The organism is Brevundimonas diminuta, from assembly GCF_039673845.1.
GTDB classification, from domain to species: domain Bacteria; phylum Pseudomonadota; class Alphaproteobacteria; order Caulobacterales; family Caulobacteraceae; genus Brevundimonas; species Brevundimonas diminuta_E.
The window spans coordinates 251,289-266,527 of the sequence record NZ_JBDJMK010000005.1; the positions used below are offsets into that span (position 1 = coordinate 251,289).

Consider the following 15,239-nt stretch of genomic DNA (forward strand, 5'->3'; position numbering starts at 1 on the left):
CGGGTTCGTCGCGCTTATCCCTCTTCACAGCAGGGGGATCAACCGACGCGCCGTTCAGGCCGCGCCGGCGAGGCGAGTTCGCGTATCGCTGTGGTGTTTGGCCAACGCCTGCTTCACGGCGTCCAGCGTCGCCTCCAGCGCCACCATGGTGGAGGCGTGGCGGGCCGGGTAGTCAGCGACCTGCTTCAGGACGCGCAGGGCTTCGAAGCGGCCCTCGGGGCCTTCGCCGCCGGATTTCAGCATGGCCGACATGGCGTCGCGCGCGGCCTCGATCTCCTGAACCGATGCGCCGAGGATGTTTTCCCCGACCACGCCCGCCGCCGCCTGACCCAGGGCGCAGGCCTTGACCGTCTGGGCGAAGTTGCTGACGCGGCCGTCGGCGTCCAGCATCACGTCGATGATCGCCTTCGACCCGCACAGCTTGGCGACCCGCTCGGCCGAGCCTTCGGGCGCAGGCAGGCGCCCGCTGTGCGGCAGGTTGGCCGCCAGCGACAGAATGCGCGCGCTGTAGAGGTCGTCGATCACGGGATGAAGATAGGCGTTCAAGGGCGGAAGGTGAAGAGACGTCGCGGCTCTCCCTCCCCTTCATGGGGAGGGTGGTCGCGCAGCGACCGGGTGGAGAGGGCTTGGTGATCTGGGCTCTGCGCTTGAATAGCCTCGCCGCCCCCACCCGACCTCGCCCATACGGGCTCAGCCACCCTCCCCATAAAGGGGAGGGAGAAAGTCGCGCCTTCCGCCTATCCCGCCGTCATCCTCGGGCTTGACCCGAGGATCGAGCGTAGCGGCGCGCGTGACCTATCCAATGAGGCGCGGGCATATGGTCCGATCCTCGGGTCAAGCCCGAGGATGACGGCAGTAATATTTGAACGGGGTGAGCCTCTACCCGCCCTGCAGCGACGACCAAGTCCGCGCCGTCGGCGACGCCTCAGTGAGGGCGGGGGCGACTGCCGCCGCGCTCTGCCCCGGCTGCATCCGCGCGGCCAGCCAGCGCAGGTTCTGGTCGGCGGCCTCGGGCGGCAGGTCGCGGCGCAGGATGGCCTCGGCCTCGGCGGTCTTGCCCTGCAGGCCCAGCGCAAGGGCCAGGTTCTGACGCACCTGCAGACTGGCGCCCGGCTGGGCCGCCGCGCGACGCAACAGGATTTCGGCGGATGGCGCATCCCCCTCGCCGATGCGGGCGATGGCGGCGTTGGTCAGGACGTCGGCGTTGTCAGGCGACAGGTGCAGGGCCTCGTTCCACGCGGCGCGGGCGTCATCGGGGCGGCGCACCTGCTGATAGGCCACGCCCAGCAGCGACAGCGGGCGCCAGTCGCGCGGCGCGGCCGCCTTCGCCTGTTCCAGCGCGGCGATGCCGTAGAAGGCCTGACCGCGCGCGATATGGGCGCGCCCGACCTCCAGCATGGCCTCGACATTGGCGGGCTGGACGACCAGCACGCCCTGCGCCGTCTCAGCCGCCTGATCGAACTGGCCCAGTTCGCGCAGGGCTTGGGCCAGCTTGACCCCGGCGACCGGGTCCATCGGATTGATCTGCTGCTCCTGCGTCCAGAAGACCGAGCGGCTGAGGGCGTCGGCGCGGTCATAGCCGGCGCGCGTCGCGGCGTCGGCGGACGGGCGCGGCGCGGGCGCGGTCTGGCTCAGGGCCGGGGCGGCGAGGGCCAGAAGCGTCAGGCTGACGGTTGCGGCGAGGGCGGCGTTGCGCGACATGGAAGAGGTCCGTGGCGGTTCTGGCCTTATGGTCGCGCCGACGCGTCAAGGTTTGGTTAATCGGCGTTAAGCGTCGGAAAGGTCGCCTCCATGTCCCCTCAGTCCGAACTGTTGATCGCCGCCGCCGGGGCCGCGCGCCCGGTCCGCATCGTCAAGGCGGGCGCGGCGCTGGAGGGACGCATCGCCGTCTGGGCCGAGGCCAACGGCTTCACCGGAAAGGCGGGCCAGCTGCTGGTCGTCCCCGGCGAGGACGGCGCGCCGGAGCTGGCCCTGTTCGGAGTGGGCGAGGCCTTCGACCCCATGACGGCGCGCGGCCTGCCGACGCGGCTGCCTGCGGGCGACTGGCGGCTGGAGGGCGTCGAGGGCGAGGCGGCGCATCAGGCGGCTCTGGCCTTTGCGCTGGGGGGCTATCTGTTCGACCGCTACAAGGCCGGGCCGGAACGCGGCCGCGCGCGTCTCGTGGCGCCGGACGGCCTCGACCTGACGGCGACGCTGAACATCGCCGCCGCCTGCGCCCTGACGCGCGAGATGGTCGACACCCCCGCCGCCGACATGGGGCCGCTGCAACTGGAAACCATCGCGCGCGAAATCGCCGAGGGCGCGGGCGCGAGCCTGACCGTCACCACCGGCGACGCCCTGCTGGAGGAGAACTATCCGGCCGTTCACGCCGTCGGCCGTGCCGCCGCCCCACACCGCGCGCCGCGCGTTCTGGAGATCGGCTGGAATCTGGACCAAGCGGACCTGCCGTTGGTGGCTCTGGTCGGCAAGGGGGTGGTGTTCGACACCGGCGGTCTGGACCTCAAGGGCGCCGCCGGGATGCGTAATATGAAGAAGGACATGGGCGGCGCCGCCCACGCCCTGTCGCTGGGTCGGCTGATCATGCAGGCCGGTCTGCCGGTGCGGCTGGTGGTGCTGGTCGCGGCGGTTGAGAACGCCGTGTCGGCCGACGCCTTCCGGCCGGGCGACATCCTGAACAGCCGCAAGGGCCTGACCATAGAGATCGGCAACACCGACGCCGAAGGGCGTCTGATTCTGGCCGACATCCTGACGCGGGCGGGCGAGCATCAGCCGGACCTGACGCTGGATTTCGCCACCCTGACCGGGGCGGCTCGCATTGCGCTGGGGCCGGAACTGCCGCCGCTCTACACCGACGACGACGCCCTGGCAGAGGGCGTGTTGAGCGCCGGTCGCGCCGTGGGCGACCCCCTGTGGCGGATGCCCTTGTGGGCGGGTTATCGCGCCTCTCTGGACAGCGAGATCGCCGATGTGCGCAATGATTCCGCCGCCTGGGCCCAGGCCGGATCGGTGACGGCGGCCCTGTTCCTGCAGAAGTTCGCCCCGACGACCGGCAGCTGGGCGCACATGGACGTCTTCGCCTGGAACCCGCGCGCCCGCCCCGGTTGGCCCGAGGGCGGCGAGGCGCAGGCTATCCGCGCCTGCTTCCGCTATCTCAGCGACAAATTCGCAAAATAGCGGGGGCTGTTAACGCCCCCTTCGGGATCGGCGCCTAGGGTCGGCTGTTCGAATTGTCGAAGCCGTCCAGAGACCGCCGTTTGACTGATGTTCTGGCCCTGCTGCCGCCCGGCGCGCCCCTGATCCTTCGGGACGGGGATCGCGTGGTGCTGGCCGAGCAGGCGCTGGAGGGTCTGATGCGGGCCGACGCCTATCGACGCACCGATCCCGCCCATTGCCGCCTGCCGGTCGCCGACATCGTGTCAGACGACGGGCTGCGCATCGACCAGCTGTTGTTCGGCGAGGTCTTCGATGTTCTGGAGCGCCGACAGGACCGCGCCTGGGGCCGGGCGCGGCGCGACGGCGTGGTCGGCTGGGTGTCGCTTGAGGCTCTGGCGCCCGGCGCGCCGCTGGCGACGCACCGTGTCGCCTCCGTGGACGCCGATCTGCCGCTGAACGCTTTGTTGGCCGATGTGGACGGGTTGGTCGAAGCGGATCTGCAGTCCGTCGGTGATTTCGAGCGCGATCCTGTCGCCGTGGCCGAGCGGCTGCTGGGCCGTCCGCACGCGCTGGGCGCCCGTTCTTCGCGGGAAACGGACTGCTCAGGTCTGGTGCAGCAGGCGCTTCTGGCCTGCGGCCTGCCCGGCCCGCGCCGCGCCGATGATCAGGCCCGGCTGGGCCGCGCCGTGTCGCGTGATGAGGCCCGTCGCGGCGATCTGGTTCTGTGGCTGTCACAGGCGCAGGGCGACTGGACCGGCCATTCGGCCATGATGGTCGACGCCGATCAGGTGATCCATTCGACGGGCGCGCGCGGCGGCGTCGTCATCGAGACTCTGGCCGAGGTCGAGGCCCGGCTGACCGCAGACGGCTTCGCCTCCGCTATTTTCCGCCGCGTCTGACCTTTCCGCGACGGCGGCGGCCGACGAGACGCAAGGGCGTCCGGATTCCCTCGCCGCACCCTCTCCGCCACGTCGTGACGCGCTTCCAGATGCGAGGCTTCAGAACGAAGAAAGGCGACCCGAAGGCCGCCTTTCCGTCATCTGTCTTTTCGCGGGTCGCCGTCGTCAGGCGGCGGCTGCGGCCTCGGCAGGCGCCTCGGCGGCGGGAGCTTCAGCGGCCGGAGCTTCAGCTTCGCCTTCAGCCGGAGCGGCGGCGCCCGGCTGGCGGGCGGGGTCCGGCGCCGGGATGGCGTAGCCGCCCGAGCCTTGCGAACGCAGCCAGGCGATCAGGTTGATGCGGGTCTTTTCATCGCGGATGCCGGCGAAGGACATCTTGGTGCCCGGCACATAGCGGCCCGGCGCGTTGATGAAGTGATCCAGCTCGTCATAGGTCCAGTTCGGCGCTTCGGCCTTGTGTTTGCCCATGGCGTCCGAATAGGCGAAGCCCGCGCGGTGCATGGCCGGGCCGCCGACCACGGCGAACAGGTTCGGACCGATGCCGTCGGCGCCGCCCGAGTTGATCGTGTGGCAGGCCTGGCAGCGTGCAAAGGCGGATTCACCGGCGGCCAGATCAGCGGCCGGCAGAACGGTGCCCCAGTCGATCGGCAGGACTTCTTCAGCCGCGGCGGCCGATTCGTCAGGCGCGTCGACGAAGTAGCCCATCTTCTCGGGTTGCTTGGTCTGATAGACAAAGCCCGAAACCTGCTGGACCACCAGGATCGCAAAGGCGGTGCCCAGGCACGCGCCCATAATCTTGTTCCACTTCAGATCGCCGCTCATACCGCGTCGTCGCATCCCGTCTCTAGATGAGCCCCCCGTCCGCAAAGCGGCGCTCAGGCGTATTCTTGCGTGGGCGTCTCTTACACGCTAGCGCGACCTTCGCAACCGGCCCGAACGTTTCCGGGCGATTTCAAGGCGGATGGCGAGTATGAAACCTCTGATAATGATACCCGCTCGCATGGCGGCGACCCGTTTGCCCGGAAAACCGCTGGCCGACATCGGCGGAAAGCCGATGATCGTGCGCGCCTGGGAGCAGGCTTCCCTGTCCGGTTTCCGCGTCGCCGTGGCGGCCGGAGACGCTGAAATTGTCGAGGCGATTCAGGCGGCGGGCGGGGAGGCGGTGCTGACCGATCCTGACCTGCCCAGCGGGTCGGACCGCATCCTGGCGGCGGCCCGTGCGGTCGATCCGGACGGCGCCCATGAACTGGTCATCAACATCCAGGGCGACATGCCCTTCGCCTCTCCTGATCTGGCCAGGGCCTGCGCCGGACTGCTGGCGCGCGAATCAGCCTGTGACATCGCCACCCTGGTCGCGACCGAGGCCGATGTGTCCGACCGGGCCAATCCCGATGTGGTCAAGGCGGTGCTGGCTCTGCCGGAAGGCGAGACGAGCGGCCGCGCCCTCTATTTCACCCGCTCGACCCTTTATGGCGACGGCCCTGTGTGGCGTCACGTCGGCATCTACGGCTATCGCCGCGCGGCGCTGGAGCGGTTCTGCGCCGCCCCGCAATCGCCGCTGGAAAAACGCGAAAAGCTGGAGCAGCTGCGCGCTCTTGAGATGGGCCTGCAGATCTGGGCCTCGGTGATCGACGAGGCGCCCCTGTCGGTGGACAACCCGGCCGACCTGGAGGCCGCGAGGGCGCTGGTTTGAGCGCCTTCTTTCTTCCCCTTGTGGGAGAAGGGTTTATTCCGCCGCCCATGTCTCCAGCAGCCGCCGGGCGATGGCGTAGGGCGGCGGGGCGTGGATGGTCGGGTGCGTCTCGTCCAGAACGGCGCGAGCTTCGCTGCGGGTCAGCCAGGCGACGGCCTCCAGCTCGGTCTGGTCGGGGGCGGCCTCGTCGGTCGTGACCTCGGCGATCAGGCCGATCATCAGCTGGGCCGGGAAGGGCCAGGGCTGGCTGGAGTGATAGGCCACGTCCGACACGGTCAGGCCCGCCTCCTCCATCACCTCGCGGGCGCAGGCCTCTTCGATCGCCTCGCCCGGCTCCATGAAACCGGCCAGCGCCGACATCCGGCCTTCGGGCCACGCCGCCTGACGGCCCAGCAGGCAGACGGGTTCGGCGCCGCCCTTATAGACCGGCAGCATGATGACGACCGGGTCGACGCGCGGGAAATGCTCGGTCCCGCAGGCCGGACAGACGCGCTTCCAGCCGCCCGACGCCTGATCCGACGCCTTGCCGCAGGCGGCGCAGAAGCCGTGACGGCGCCGCCAGTCGAACAGGCTCTTGGCCGTGGCGGCGATCCCGGCGTCGGCCTCGGGCAGGACGACCGCCGCCTCGCGCATTTCGACGAAACGACCAAGGCCCCCGGCCGGGCCGCTGGTCGGGTCGATGGAGCCCTCGAACTCGGCGGCGAAGACCGGCGCCCCCTTCCACAGCCCCAGAAAGACGTCGCGGTCGCGCGCCAGATCGCGCGCATGACCCAGCGACAGCCAGACCAGCCGCTCGGCCCCCTCATGGGTTTCGATCAGCGGACGGCCCTCCCACAGGATCATGGCCAGGGCTTCGGGGTTGGCCTCCTGCTCGGCCAGCCATGCGGCGTCGTTGCGAAGGTCGCCGGAACGGTCGAGCGGATTGCCGGAAAAGACGTTGCGATAGGGCATGACGCTTCATAGCCCCGACAGCGCGTGCAGGGGAGGGCTTGATTCCCGCGCCGTCCCCCTTCATATCCCCTCTCGGAGATCGCGGGCGAAGGCTTCGCCAACCTGGTCAGGGCCGGAAGGCAGCAGCCACAACGAATTCACCTTCGGGTCGCGGTCTCTACTTTATTTTGGGCGCTATGTTCGCGCCGCGGGTGCTCACGACTTGAGCGCTTTTTTATGCGATATTTTAGTGCGCTATCGCTCGTGACGCGGTCACTCGCTGCTTGAGCGCGGCGGCCCCTACATCTCCACCGCCCCCGCATCTCCGCCGTCATCCTCGGGCTTGACCCGAGGATCGAGTTAAACGGCGTGTTCTGTCTTGCCGATGCCCCGCGACAAATGGCCCGATCCTCGGGTCAAGCCCGAGGATGACGGCGAGGGAGGGGCGAACGGCGGCGCGGAAGGCCCGTCGCGCAAGCTTCACGGAACCGGCCCGCGCCTCATTCGCTGAAAGGGCTTCGATCCCCTCATCAGGAGCAGGCGAATGAGCATTCTCGGCAAGATTCTCGGCGGCGTCTTCAGGAAGAAGGACGCCCCGGCGGCGACGCCCGCCGCCCCCGCGCCCGAAGCCGCGGCCCCGACCCCGGCGCCGTCCCCCACCGCAGCGGCCGTCGCGCCCCAGCCCGCGGCCGATGTCGATGTCGCCGGCATCCTCGACTTCATGAACGAGCAGCGCGCGCAGAAGCTGAACTGGCGCACCTCCATCGTCGACCTGATGAAGCTGGTCGGCATGGAATCCTCGCTGGCCGAGCGCAAGGAACTGGCCGACGAACTGGGCTACACCGGCGACAAGTCGGACAGCGCCAGCATGAATATCTGGCTGCACAAGCAGGTGATCCAGAAGATCCGCGACAACGGCGGCCAACTGCCCACCGATCTCTGAGCCTCTCAGCGGCGCGAGGGGGTGCCCGACGGCGCCCCTTCGCGCTAAGACAGGACCATGAGCGACGCCGATCACAGTCTCGATGGTCCTCCGTGGGAGGAAGACGCGCCCGAAGTCGAGGAGCGCGACCCCAACACCGACGACATGTTCGGCGCCCCGCCGCCGCCTGCCCCGCCTGAACCGGCGGCCGAGCCCGCGCCTGCGCCCGCTCCCAAGGCGTTCGAAGCGCCGCCCGCCGAGGGCGAGGCCTACACCGTCCTGGCCCGCAAATATCGGCCGCGCGCGTTCGAGGACCTGATCGGCCAGGAGGCGATGGTCCGGACCCTGACCAACGCCTTCGCCACCGGACGGATCGCCCACGCCTTCATGCTGACCGGGGTGCGGGGCGTCGGCAAGACGACGACCGCGCGCTTGCTGGCCCGCGCGCTGAACAATGAAACCGAGACGATCGACAAGCCGTCGCTGGCCCTGAGTCCTACTGGGCGGCACGACGCCGCCATCATGGCGGGCCAGCACATGGACGTGATGGAGATGGACGCGGCGTCGCATACCGGCGTCAACGACATCCGCGACATCCTGGAAAGCGTCCGCTACGCGCCTGTCGAAGCCCGCTACAAGGTCTATGTGCTGGACGAGGTCCACATGCTGTCGACGCAGGCGTTCAACGCCCTGCTGAAGACGCTGGAGGAGCCGCCGCCCCACGCCAAATTCATCTTCGCCACCACCGAAATCCGCAAGGTGCCGGTGACAATCCTGAGCCGCTGCCAGCGCTTCGACCTGCGCCGGGTCGAGCCGGAGATTCTGGTCGGCCATCTGGGCCGCGTCGCCGAGCGCGAAGGCATGAAGATCGAGCAGGAGGCGCTGGCGCTGATTTCGCGCGCGGCCGAAGGGTCGGTGCGCGACGGCCTGTCGCTGCTGGATCAGGCGCTGGTTCAGGCCGAGCGCGGCGCGGTGGTCGAGACGGCCACGGTGCGCGACATGCTGGGTCTGGCCGACCGCACCCAGACCATCGCCCTGTTCGAGCAGACGATGGCGGGCAAGACGGCCGAGGCGCTGACGACCTTCCGCACCCTGTACGGCTACGGTGCCGATCCGGTGCAGGTGGCCAACGACCTGCTGGAGCATTGCCACGCGGCCTCGGTCGCCAAGATGCTGGGGCCGAACGCCACCCGCCTGCCCGGCGATCAGGCGCAGAAGCTGGCGGCGCTGGGCGCGGCCATCTCGGCCGGGACGCTGTCGCGGACCTGGCAGATGCTGCTGAAGGCGCTGGACGAGGTGCGGCGCGCGCCCAATCCGGCCGATGCGGTGGAGATGGCCATCGTGCGTCTGGCCTACGCCGCCGACCTGCCCGGCCCGGAAGAGGCGCTGAAGGCGATCCAGTCGGGCGGCGTCCCCGGCGGCGGCGCGGGCGGCCCACGCGGCGGCGGCTCAGGCGGCGGAGGCGGCGGCGCCTCGGCCATGCTGGCGGCGCGGCCGATGGCGACGCCCGCCCTGCCGGACCCGCAGAGCTTCGAGGCCGTGGTCGCCCTGATCGGCGAAAAGCGCGAGATCACCCTGCAGATGGACGTGGAACGCTACGTCCGCGTCGTCAGCTTCCGCCCCGGCGCCATCACCTATGAACCGGCCGAGGGCTCGCCCCACGATCTGGCGCGGCGTCTGGCCGGTCGCTTGAAGGAATGGACCGGCCGCACCTGGCTGATCGCCGCCAATGGGCAGGGCGGCGGCGAGACCCTGATCGAGGTCGAGAAGAAGGCCCGCGCCGCCCGCCGCGCGGCGGTCGAGGCGGACCCCTTCGTGGTGTCGATCATGCAGGCCTTCCCCGGCGCCGAGATCAAGGAGATCGTCACCCTGGCCCCGGCCGTGGAGATGCCCGCCATCCCCGACGACGGCGAGTATGCGGAAGACTAGGCTTTTAGCGCTGCTGACGCTGGGCGGATGCGTGACAAACGCTCCAGCGGAACGCCAGACGGAAATCCTTACGCTAGGTGATACCGAAGCCGCTGTGACCGTGTATTTGCCGACGATCCCGGGGCGTCGCCCAGTTACGATTACCTCGGCGCCCTACTGCGCGGGCGCGATGTTGCGTCCAGAGGCTTCTCGCTTGATCGAGGTTGCGCTGAAATCTGGCTCTGCGGTCGTGGTCTTGCCCTTACCTTGTGGAGCCTCCTCATTGTCGTTTAGCGATTTCGAGAAGGGCATGGCCAAGGTTCGTGCCGAGGCTGATCGGCTTAATCTGAACCTCGACGCAATGACCATCATCGGCGAAGACGACGAGGGCTCCTGAACGTCATCCCGGATCGGCGCTTTCGCGCCGTCCGAGACGACGACCTTCTGGATTACAGAATCTGCGCGGCGTCCTCGAAGTCGAGGCGGGGCGAGCGGGGGAACAGGTTCTCGTCCGTGCCGTAGCCCAGGTTCATGATGAAGTTCGGCTCGACATTGCTGTCAGGGAAGAACTCGGCCTTCACGCCAGCGGCATCAAAGCCCGACATCGGCCCTACGTCGAGGCCCAGCGCCCGCGCGGCGATGATCAGATAGCCGCCCTGTAGCGAGGCGTTGCGGAAGGCGGCTTCGCGGCGGCCGGCCGGGTCCATGAAGGCGTCGCGGATCTGCGGCGCGTGCGGGAACAGACGGGGCAGGGTATCGTGGAAGTCGATGTCCTGACCAATGATCAGGTTGACAGGCGCGGCCAGGGTCTTGGCGCGATTGCCTTCGGACATGTGCGGGGCCAGACGCGCCTTGGCTTCCGGCGAGGTCAGGAAGACGAATCGCGCCGGGGTCATATTGACCGCCGTCGGGCCGAATTTGGTCAGGTCATACAGCTTGCGGATCAGGTCCTCGGACACGGGCCGGTCGCTCCAGCCGTTGCGCGTGCGCGCCTCGGTGAACAGCTGGGCCAGCACCGGATCGGAGACCGGCGTGTCACGGGAAGGAAGGGTGTCGAAAGCCATCAGGGCTTCTCCAGAAACTGATTGGTAACTTCAAGTGTGTCTAATTAGTTTTGTGAGGGGGGGGGCGTCAAGGGGATCTGCTACAAGAATTGTGGCGAATGTTGCGGCGCCCTGTGGAGCAGGCTTTCTGCGTCGGGGTCTGGAGCCGGACGTCGCTTGGCCCTATCTAGGGGATATGAAAGACCTCAACGCCCTGATGCAACAGGCCCAGGCGATGCAGCAGAAGCTGCAGGACGCCCAGGCGAAAATGGCCGAATCCACCGCCGAGGGCACCTCGGGCGGCGGTCTTGTCTCCATCGCCCTGAAAGGCCCCGGCGAGATCACCTCGGTGAAGATCGACGACAGCCTGATGGCCCCCGGCGAGGGCGAGATCCTGGCCGACCTGATCGTCGCGGCCCACGCCGACGCCAAGCGCAAGCTGGATGAGATCAACAACGCCCTGATGCGCGACGCGGCCGGGCCGATGGCCGGGATGAACATCCCCGGAATGCCGAAACTCTTCTGATGGCCGCTTCCGCCGGGCCGGAAATCGAACGGCTCATCAGCCTGCTGGCCAAGCTGCCGGGCATGGGCCCGCGCTCGGCCCGGCGCGCCGCGCTGGCCCTGTTGAAGCGGCGCGAGCAGTTGCTGGTCCCGCTGGCGGCTTCTCTGGCCGAGACGGCGGACAAGGTCGTCAACTGCTCGGTCTGCGGTTCGCCCGACACGCGCGATCCCTGCTCGGTCTGTTCGGATCAGGCGCGCGACAACACCCTGATCTGCGTGGTCGAGGAGGCGGGCGCCTTGTGGGCCATGGAGCGCTCCGGCGCCTTTCGCGGCAAGTATCATGTGCTGGGCGGACTGCTGTCGGCGCTGGACGGCGTCGGCCCCGAACAACTTCGCATCGCCGAACTGATCGGCCGCGCGAAAGGCGGCGAGGCGCGAGAGGTCGTTCTGGCCCTGCCCGCCACTGTCGACGGTCAGACCACCGCCCACTATCTGGCCGAGCGCCTGTCGGCGGCGGGGGTGCAGGTCACGTCGCTGGCGCGCGGCGTGCCCGTCGGCGGCGAACTGGACTGGCTGGACGACGGCACCATCATTCAGGCCTTGCGGGCGCGCCGTCCGGCCTGAGCGGCCGGGCTTCTAACGGCCCGAACCGCGGCCCATAACCCGTTCGCCCAGCGCTCCGGCGTATTTCATGGTCACGGCCAGGGCGGCGGGATTGCCGCGCCGGGCGCCGACCGAATCGGCCATGACGGCGCCGCGCTCGCCGATCGGCAGGGGCGCGCCGATGGTGGTGTCCAGCGCGGTCTGATGCTCGATCTCGGCGTTCAGCCGCGCGCCCATCAGGATCACCTGCAGCGACATCCACGTCCACAGCAGGAAGCCCATGGCCGCCGCCAGCGGCCCATAGGAATCTGTGCGCACGAAGGTGGTCAGGAACCAGCTGAACAGGAAGGACACCAGCAGGCTGACGGTGGCCGCGAACACGGCCCCCGGCGTCAGCCAGCGCCAGCGTGCCCGCGCACGGCTCGGCCCCAGCCGGTAGATCAGGGCCAGCGCCCCGACATAGCCGAAGAACAGCAGCGGCCAGCGCAGCGGCGCCAGATGCGACCATTCGTCCTGCAGGCCGAACACGGCCAGCACCACAGGCACGCCGACCACCAGCGCCGAACTGAGCAGAACCGCCGCCATCGCGGAGATGGTGAAGCCCATGCAGAGCAGGTTGTAGATGACGATATTGCGCCGCTCGACCTCATGATAGGCGAGGTTCAGACCGTAAAAGAGCGTCTTGATCCCCCCATTGGCCGCCCACAGCGACAGCAGCAGGGTCCACACCAGGGTGAAGGTCAACTGGCCGGTGGAGTTGCCCGCCAGCCGCGTCATCTCGGTTCCCAGGAACTGGGCCACGTTCGACGGCAGCACCTCATAGAGGAAGCTCAGCTGACCCCAGGCGTCGGCCGGATCGGCGAACAGGCCATAGATGGTGACGAAGGCGCCGAGCGTCGGGAACAGGGCCAGCAGAAGGAAAAACGTCACCCCGCCGGCGACGAAGCCGACCCGGTCGCTGAAATAGCCCATGACGGTGCGCCACAGGATGTCGACCCAGCCCTTGTGCGGAATCTCCAGCGGACGGCGGGCCAGACGGCCCCGGTCGGGATCGCGGGCGTCATAGTCCTCGGGCGTCGGGTCGGCCGGGGCGGGAACCTTGCGGCGCAGGTCGAGGCCGAACCTGTGCCCTTGCGTATAGAGCAGGTGCGCGGCGGTGGCGCCGGTCGCCAGTCCGCCCGCGGCGGCGGCCAGATAGCTGAACACGCCGCGCCGCGCGCCGTGCGGCGCGGCGGACGAAGGCGTCTTGCGACGGGTGCGGCGGCGTTCGCCGGTCCGGCGCTGTTTTGGCGTCAATATCCCCATTCGCCCCTCAACGGCTCCGCTGATGGGCCGTTCCGTCTTGAAATCATGCTTTACAGACCCCAATCACCGGGAATGTCTGATCAGAACACCCAACCGACCCTGCTGACCGCCTGGAAAGGCGCCCAGGCGCGCCTGAAGGCCGCCGGGATCGACAGCCCCTCCATCGACGCCCGCCTGCTGCTGGAGGCGGCGACCGGCGCGGGGCGCGTCGACATCCTGACCGATCCCTATCGCGCGCTCAACACCGAGCAGGCCCGGGCGCTGGACGCCATGGTCGATCGCCGCCTGCGCCGCGAGCCGGTGTCGCGCATCCTGGGCCGCAAGGGCTTCTGGAAGATCATGCTGAACGTCACCCCTGACGTGCTGAGCCCGCGCCCGGACACCGAGACGGTGGTGGACGTCATCGTGCGCGCCTTCCCGGCGCATTCGACCTTCGAGATGGCGGATCTGGGCACGGGGTCGGGCGCCATCCTGCTGGCGGCGCTGGCCGAGCGGCGCGGCGCGCGCGGCGTCGGCACCGACATCTCGACCGAGGCCATCGCCGTGGCGCGCGAGAACGCGGCCAATCTGGACCTGAACAACCGCTGCACCTTCATGCGCACCGACTGGGCGGCGGGCTTCGCCGACGACAGCTTCGATCTGGTGGTGTCCAACCCGCCCTATATCCCGACGGCGGACATCGCCGCCTTGGACCCCGAGGTGCGCGAGCATGATCCGCATCTGGCGCTGGACGGCGGCCCGGACGGCCTTCAGCCCTATCGCGACCTGGCGCCCGAGATCGCCCGCATCCTGCGCCCTGAAGGCGTCTTCGCCGTCGAGATCGGCTGGGATCAGGGCGCGGCGGTCAAGGCCCTGTTCGAGGCGGCGGGCTTCGCCGACGTCAAGGTGGTCAAGGATCTGGCGGACCGCGACCGCGTCGTCACCAACGGCCCGGACCCGCGCGTCGGCCCCATCCCTGAAGCCGAAGGCCCGGTTCAGTAGGGCGCGACGATAAAAACCCTTGGAAAGCATCTCTGCGCGCGCTAAGTCCGTGTTGTTCCCATCCAAACGCATCCTTTTCGGGCCGGTTTGCTCGCTTAAGCGCGTTTGGGTTCAGTGACGGTCGCGCCCCTCAGACGGACGCGGCGGACCACGGGGGACACACGGTTTTTCCGAACAGCTCGCACCGGGGATAGGCCCCGACCGAACGGAACGACGAACAGGGTCCCGCCCGTCTTCTTCGACGGCGGCCCGCACCAGCACGGTAAGCTCCGATGAGAGATTTCAAGGGCATGAAGCGTCAACGCGGACGCAACCGTAAGCCCGGCGGCGGCAATAACGCCAACGCGACCAATCCGAACCGTTCGTGGGACTCGCAAGGGCCCGAGAACATCAAGGTCCGGGGCAACGCCCAGACCGTCTATGAACGCTATATGCAGCTGGCGCGCGACGCCGCGGCCGCCGGCGACCGCGTTCTGGCCGAGAACTACACCCAGCACGCCGAGCATTATTTCCGCGTCCTGCGCGCGCTGCAGCCGCAGCGCCCGGTCAGCGAGATCGCCCAGCGCGAACTGGCCGGTCAGGGCTTCGACATCGACTTTGAAGACGAGTCGGGCGCACAGGCCGCCGCCATCATCGCCGCCCAGCAGGCCGAAGAGCGCCGCGTCGAGGATGAGGCCCGCCGTCAGGCCGAACGCGCCGAGCGCGAAGCCAACCGCGACCGTGAACCGCGCGAGCCGCGTGAACCCCGTGAACCCCGTGAACCCCGTGAGCCGCGCGAAAACGGCGACGGCGAAGGTCGCGAGGGCGGCCGCCGCGAATCCCGCCGCGAGCGCTGGGAGCGCCGCCGCGAGGAGCGCAACCGCCGCTTTGAAAACGGCGAGACGGACGGCCCGTCCGACGAGGATGCGCCCTCTCACGACGACGGCTCTGTCGCGGATCACCCCGCCGACGCCGCTTCCGCCCCGGTCGAGGACCGTCCGCACGAGACGGTCGAAGCCGCAGAGCCGGTTGAGGCCGACGCCCCAGTCGTCAAGGCGCCGCGCGCGCCGCGTCGTCCCCGCGCCGCCGCCGTCGACAAGTCTGGCGATGATGAAGCGGCGGCCCTGCCGGGCTTCCTGACCCGCCCGACCGCGATCGAAGAGACCGCATCGGACGAAGAGCCCGCCACGCCGCGCACGCGCCGTCCGCGTCGCAAGGTTGAGGCTGCGGCCGACGACGAATAAGCGCCGAACACAACCCTCGCGGGTTTGTTCACTTTAATACAACCTTTCATGCGTCACTCTCGGATCAACGGGAGGACG

At 69.0% G+C, this 15,239-nt stretch carries 16 protein-coding genes and 1 other RNA gene; 11 read left to right on the forward strand and 6 right to left on the reverse strand.

Features of this window, described 5'->3' with window-relative positions; translation table 11 throughout:
• Nucleotides 1–54: 54 nt before the first annotated feature.
• A complete protein-coding gene (locus tag ABE454_RS07460; RefSeq protein ID WP_346530647.1) occupies nt 55–525 on the reverse strand; it encodes an iron-sulfur cluster assembly scaffold protein in 471 nt (156 codons plus the stop codon).
• Between the two features lie 354 nt (nt 526–879).
• Nucleotides 880–1,701 (reverse strand): tetratricopeptide repeat protein, encoded by an 822-nt coding sequence (locus ABE454_RS07465; protein ID WP_346530602.1) that lies wholly within the window; start codon nt 1,699–1,701, stop codon nt 880–882.
• A 90-nt stretch (nt 1,702–1,791) separates the two neighbouring features.
• Here ABE454_RS07465 and ABE454_RS07470 point away from each other — a divergent pair, with 90 nt between their 5' ends.
• Together ABE454_RS07470 and ABE454_RS07475 are read left to right on the forward strand one after the other, a co-directional pair.
• Complete coding sequence (locus ABE454_RS07470; protein WP_346530603.1) at nt 1,792–3,174, forward strand: leucyl aminopeptidase family protein; 1,383 nt, start codon at nt 1,792–1,794, stop codon at nt 3,172–3,174.
• Between the two features lie 80 nt (nt 3,175–3,254).
• Nucleotides 3,255–4,052: a C40 family peptidase gene (locus ABE454_RS07475; RefSeq protein ID WP_346530605.1), complete on the forward strand. Its 798-nt coding sequence runs from the start codon at nt 3,255–3,257 to the stop codon at nt 4,050–4,052.
• Between the two features lie 165 nt (nt 4,053–4,217).
• Here the strand turns inward: ABE454_RS07475 and ABE454_RS07480 are convergent, their stop codons facing one another.
• Nucleotides 4,218–4,871: a c-type cytochrome gene (locus ABE454_RS07480; protein WP_346530607.1), complete on the reverse strand. Its 654-nt coding sequence runs from the start codon at nt 4,869–4,871 to the stop codon at nt 4,218–4,220.
• A gap of 148 nt (nt 4,872–5,019) precedes the next feature.
• Here ABE454_RS07480 and ABE454_RS07485 point away from each other — a divergent pair, with 148 nt between their 5' ends.
• A complete protein-coding gene (locus tag ABE454_RS07485; protein ID WP_346530608.1) occupies nt 5,020–5,742 on the forward strand; it encodes a 3-deoxy-manno-octulosonate cytidylyltransferase in 723 nt (240 codons plus the stop codon).
• Nucleotides 5,743–5,775: 33 nt separating this feature from the next.
• On the opposite strand, the gene nudC is transcribed toward ABE454_RS07485, so the two are convergent.
• Complete coding sequence (gene nudC, locus ABE454_RS07490; RefSeq protein ID WP_346530609.1) at nt 5,776–6,693, reverse strand: NAD(+) diphosphatase; 918 nt, start codon at nt 6,691–6,693, stop codon at nt 5,776–5,778.
• 70 nt (nt 6,694–6,763) lie between these two features.
• Here nudC and ffs point away from each other — a divergent pair.
• The 4 genes from ffs (at nt 6,764) to ABE454_RS07510 (ending at nt 9,899) form a co-directional block, all read left to right on the forward strand.
• Nucleotides 6,764–6,859, forward strand: an RNA gene (gene ffs / locus ABE454_RS07495) — signal recognition particle sRNA small type.
• Between the two features lie 357 nt (nt 6,860–7,216).
• On the forward strand, nt 7,217–7,615 hold the full coding sequence (locus ABE454_RS07500) for a DUF3597 domain-containing protein (RefSeq protein ID WP_346530611.1): 399 nt from the start codon (nt 7,217–7,219) through the stop codon (nt 7,613–7,615).
• A gap of 57 nt (nt 7,616–7,672) precedes the next feature.
• Entirely contained in the window at nt 7,673–9,523 is a 1,851-nt protein-coding gene (locus tag ABE454_RS07505) for a DNA polymerase III subunit gamma/tau (RefSeq protein WP_346530612.1), read from the forward strand.
• Nucleotides 9,510–9,899 (forward strand): hypothetical protein, encoded by a 390-nt coding sequence (locus ABE454_RS07510; protein WP_346530613.1) that lies wholly within the window; start codon nt 9,510–9,512, stop codon nt 9,897–9,899. The genes ABE454_RS07505 and ABE454_RS07510 overlap by 14 nt, the downstream gene beginning before the upstream one ends.
• A 52-nt stretch (nt 9,900–9,951) precedes the next feature.
• Here the strand turns inward: ABE454_RS07510 and ABE454_RS07515 are convergent, their stop codons facing one another.
• Entirely contained in the window at nt 9,952–10,566 is a 615-nt protein-coding gene (locus ABE454_RS07515) for a malonic semialdehyde reductase (RefSeq protein WP_346530615.1), read from the reverse strand.
• A gap of 175 nt (nt 10,567–10,741) precedes the next feature.
• Between ABE454_RS07515 and ABE454_RS07520 the strand changes: the two genes are divergently transcribed.
• Both ABE454_RS07520 and recR read left to right on the forward strand, forming a co-directional pair.
• Nucleotides 10,742–11,071 carry a YbaB/EbfC family nucleoid-associated protein gene (locus tag ABE454_RS07520; RefSeq protein WP_087138856.1) on the forward strand — a complete coding sequence of 110 codons (330 nt, stop codon included), beginning with the start codon at nt 10,742–10,744 and terminating at the stop codon, nt 11,069–11,071.
• A complete protein-coding gene (gene recR, locus ABE454_RS07525) occupies nt 11,071–11,673 on the forward strand; it encodes a recombination mediator RecR (RefSeq protein WP_289648097.1) in 603 nt (200 codons plus the stop codon). Before ABE454_RS07520 ends, recR begins: the two co-directional genes overlap by 1 nt.
• Before the next feature lie 12 nt (nt 11,674–11,685).
• On the opposite strand, the gene ABE454_RS07530 is transcribed toward recR, so the two are convergent.
• Complete coding sequence (locus tag ABE454_RS07530; protein WP_346530617.1) at nt 11,686–12,957, reverse strand: YihY/virulence factor BrkB family protein; 1,272 nt, start codon at nt 12,955–12,957, stop codon at nt 11,686–11,688.
• Between the two features lie 72 nt (nt 12,958–13,029).
• Here ABE454_RS07530 and prmC point away from each other — a divergent pair, with 72 nt between their 5' ends.
• Both prmC and ABE454_RS07540 read left to right on the forward strand, forming a co-directional pair.
• The gene (gene prmC, locus ABE454_RS07535; protein WP_346530618.1) at nt 13,030–13,938 is read left to right on the forward strand and encodes a peptide chain release factor N(5)-glutamine methyltransferase; all 909 of its coding nucleotides are present in this window, start codon (nt 13,030–13,032) and stop codon (nt 13,936–13,938) included.
• Nucleotides 13,939–14,228: 290 nt separating this feature from the next.
• Entirely contained in the window at nt 14,229–15,161 is a 933-nt protein-coding gene (locus tag ABE454_RS07540) for a DUF4167 domain-containing protein (RefSeq protein ID WP_346530620.1), read from the forward strand.
• Nucleotides 15,162–15,239: the final 78 nt, after the last annotated feature.

Coding starts and splice junctions, on each gene's coding strand:
- ABE454_RS07520 (WP_087138856.1), top strand. CDS start 10,742: ATGAAAGACCTCAACGCCCTGATGCAACAGGCCCAGGCGATGCAGCAG.
- prmC (WP_346530618.1), top strand. CDS start 13,030: ATGTCTGATCAGAACACCCAACCGACCCTGCTGACCGCCTGGAAAGGC.
- ABE454_RS07540 (WP_346530620.1), top strand. CDS start 14,229: ATGAAGCGTCAACGCGGACGCAACCGTAAGCCCGGCGGCGGCAATAAC.
- ABE454_RS07465 (WP_346530602.1), bottom strand. CDS start 1,701: ATGTCGCGCAACGCCGCCCTCGCCGCAACCGTCAGCCTGACGCTTCTG.
- nudC (WP_346530609.1), bottom strand. CDS start 6,693: ATGCCCTATCGCAACGTCTTTTCCGGCAATCCGCTCGACCGTTCCGGC.
- ABE454_RS07470 (WP_346530603.1), top strand. CDS start 1,792: ATGTCCCCTCAGTCCGAACTGTTGATCGCCGCCGCCGGGGCCGCGCGC.
- ABE454_RS07480 (WP_346530607.1), bottom strand. CDS start 4,871: ATGAGCGGCGATCTGAAGTGGAACAAGATTATGGGCGCGTGCCTGGGC.
- ABE454_RS07515 (WP_346530615.1), bottom strand. CDS start 10,566: ATGGCTTTCGACACCCTTCCTTCCCGTGACACGCCGGTCTCCGATCCG.
- recR (WP_289648097.1), top strand. CDS start 11,071: ATGGCCGCTTCCGCCGGGCCGGAAATCGAACGGCTCATCAGCCTGCTG.
- ABE454_RS07510 (WP_346530613.1), top strand. CDS start 9,510: ATGCGGAAGACTAGGCTTTTAGCGCTGCTGACGCTGGGCGGATGCGTG.
- ABE454_RS07530 (WP_346530617.1), bottom strand. CDS start 12,957: ATGGGGATATTGACGCCAAAACAGCGCCGGACCGGCGAACGCCGCCGC.
- ABE454_RS07485 (WP_346530608.1), top strand. CDS start 5,020: ATGAAACCTCTGATAATGATACCCGCTCGCATGGCGGCGACCCGTTTG.
- ABE454_RS07500 (WP_346530611.1), top strand. CDS start 7,217: ATGAGCATTCTCGGCAAGATTCTCGGCGGCGTCTTCAGGAAGAAGGAC.
- ABE454_RS07505 (WP_346530612.1), top strand. CDS start 7,673: ATGAGCGACGCCGATCACAGTCTCGATGGTCCTCCGTGGGAGGAAGAC.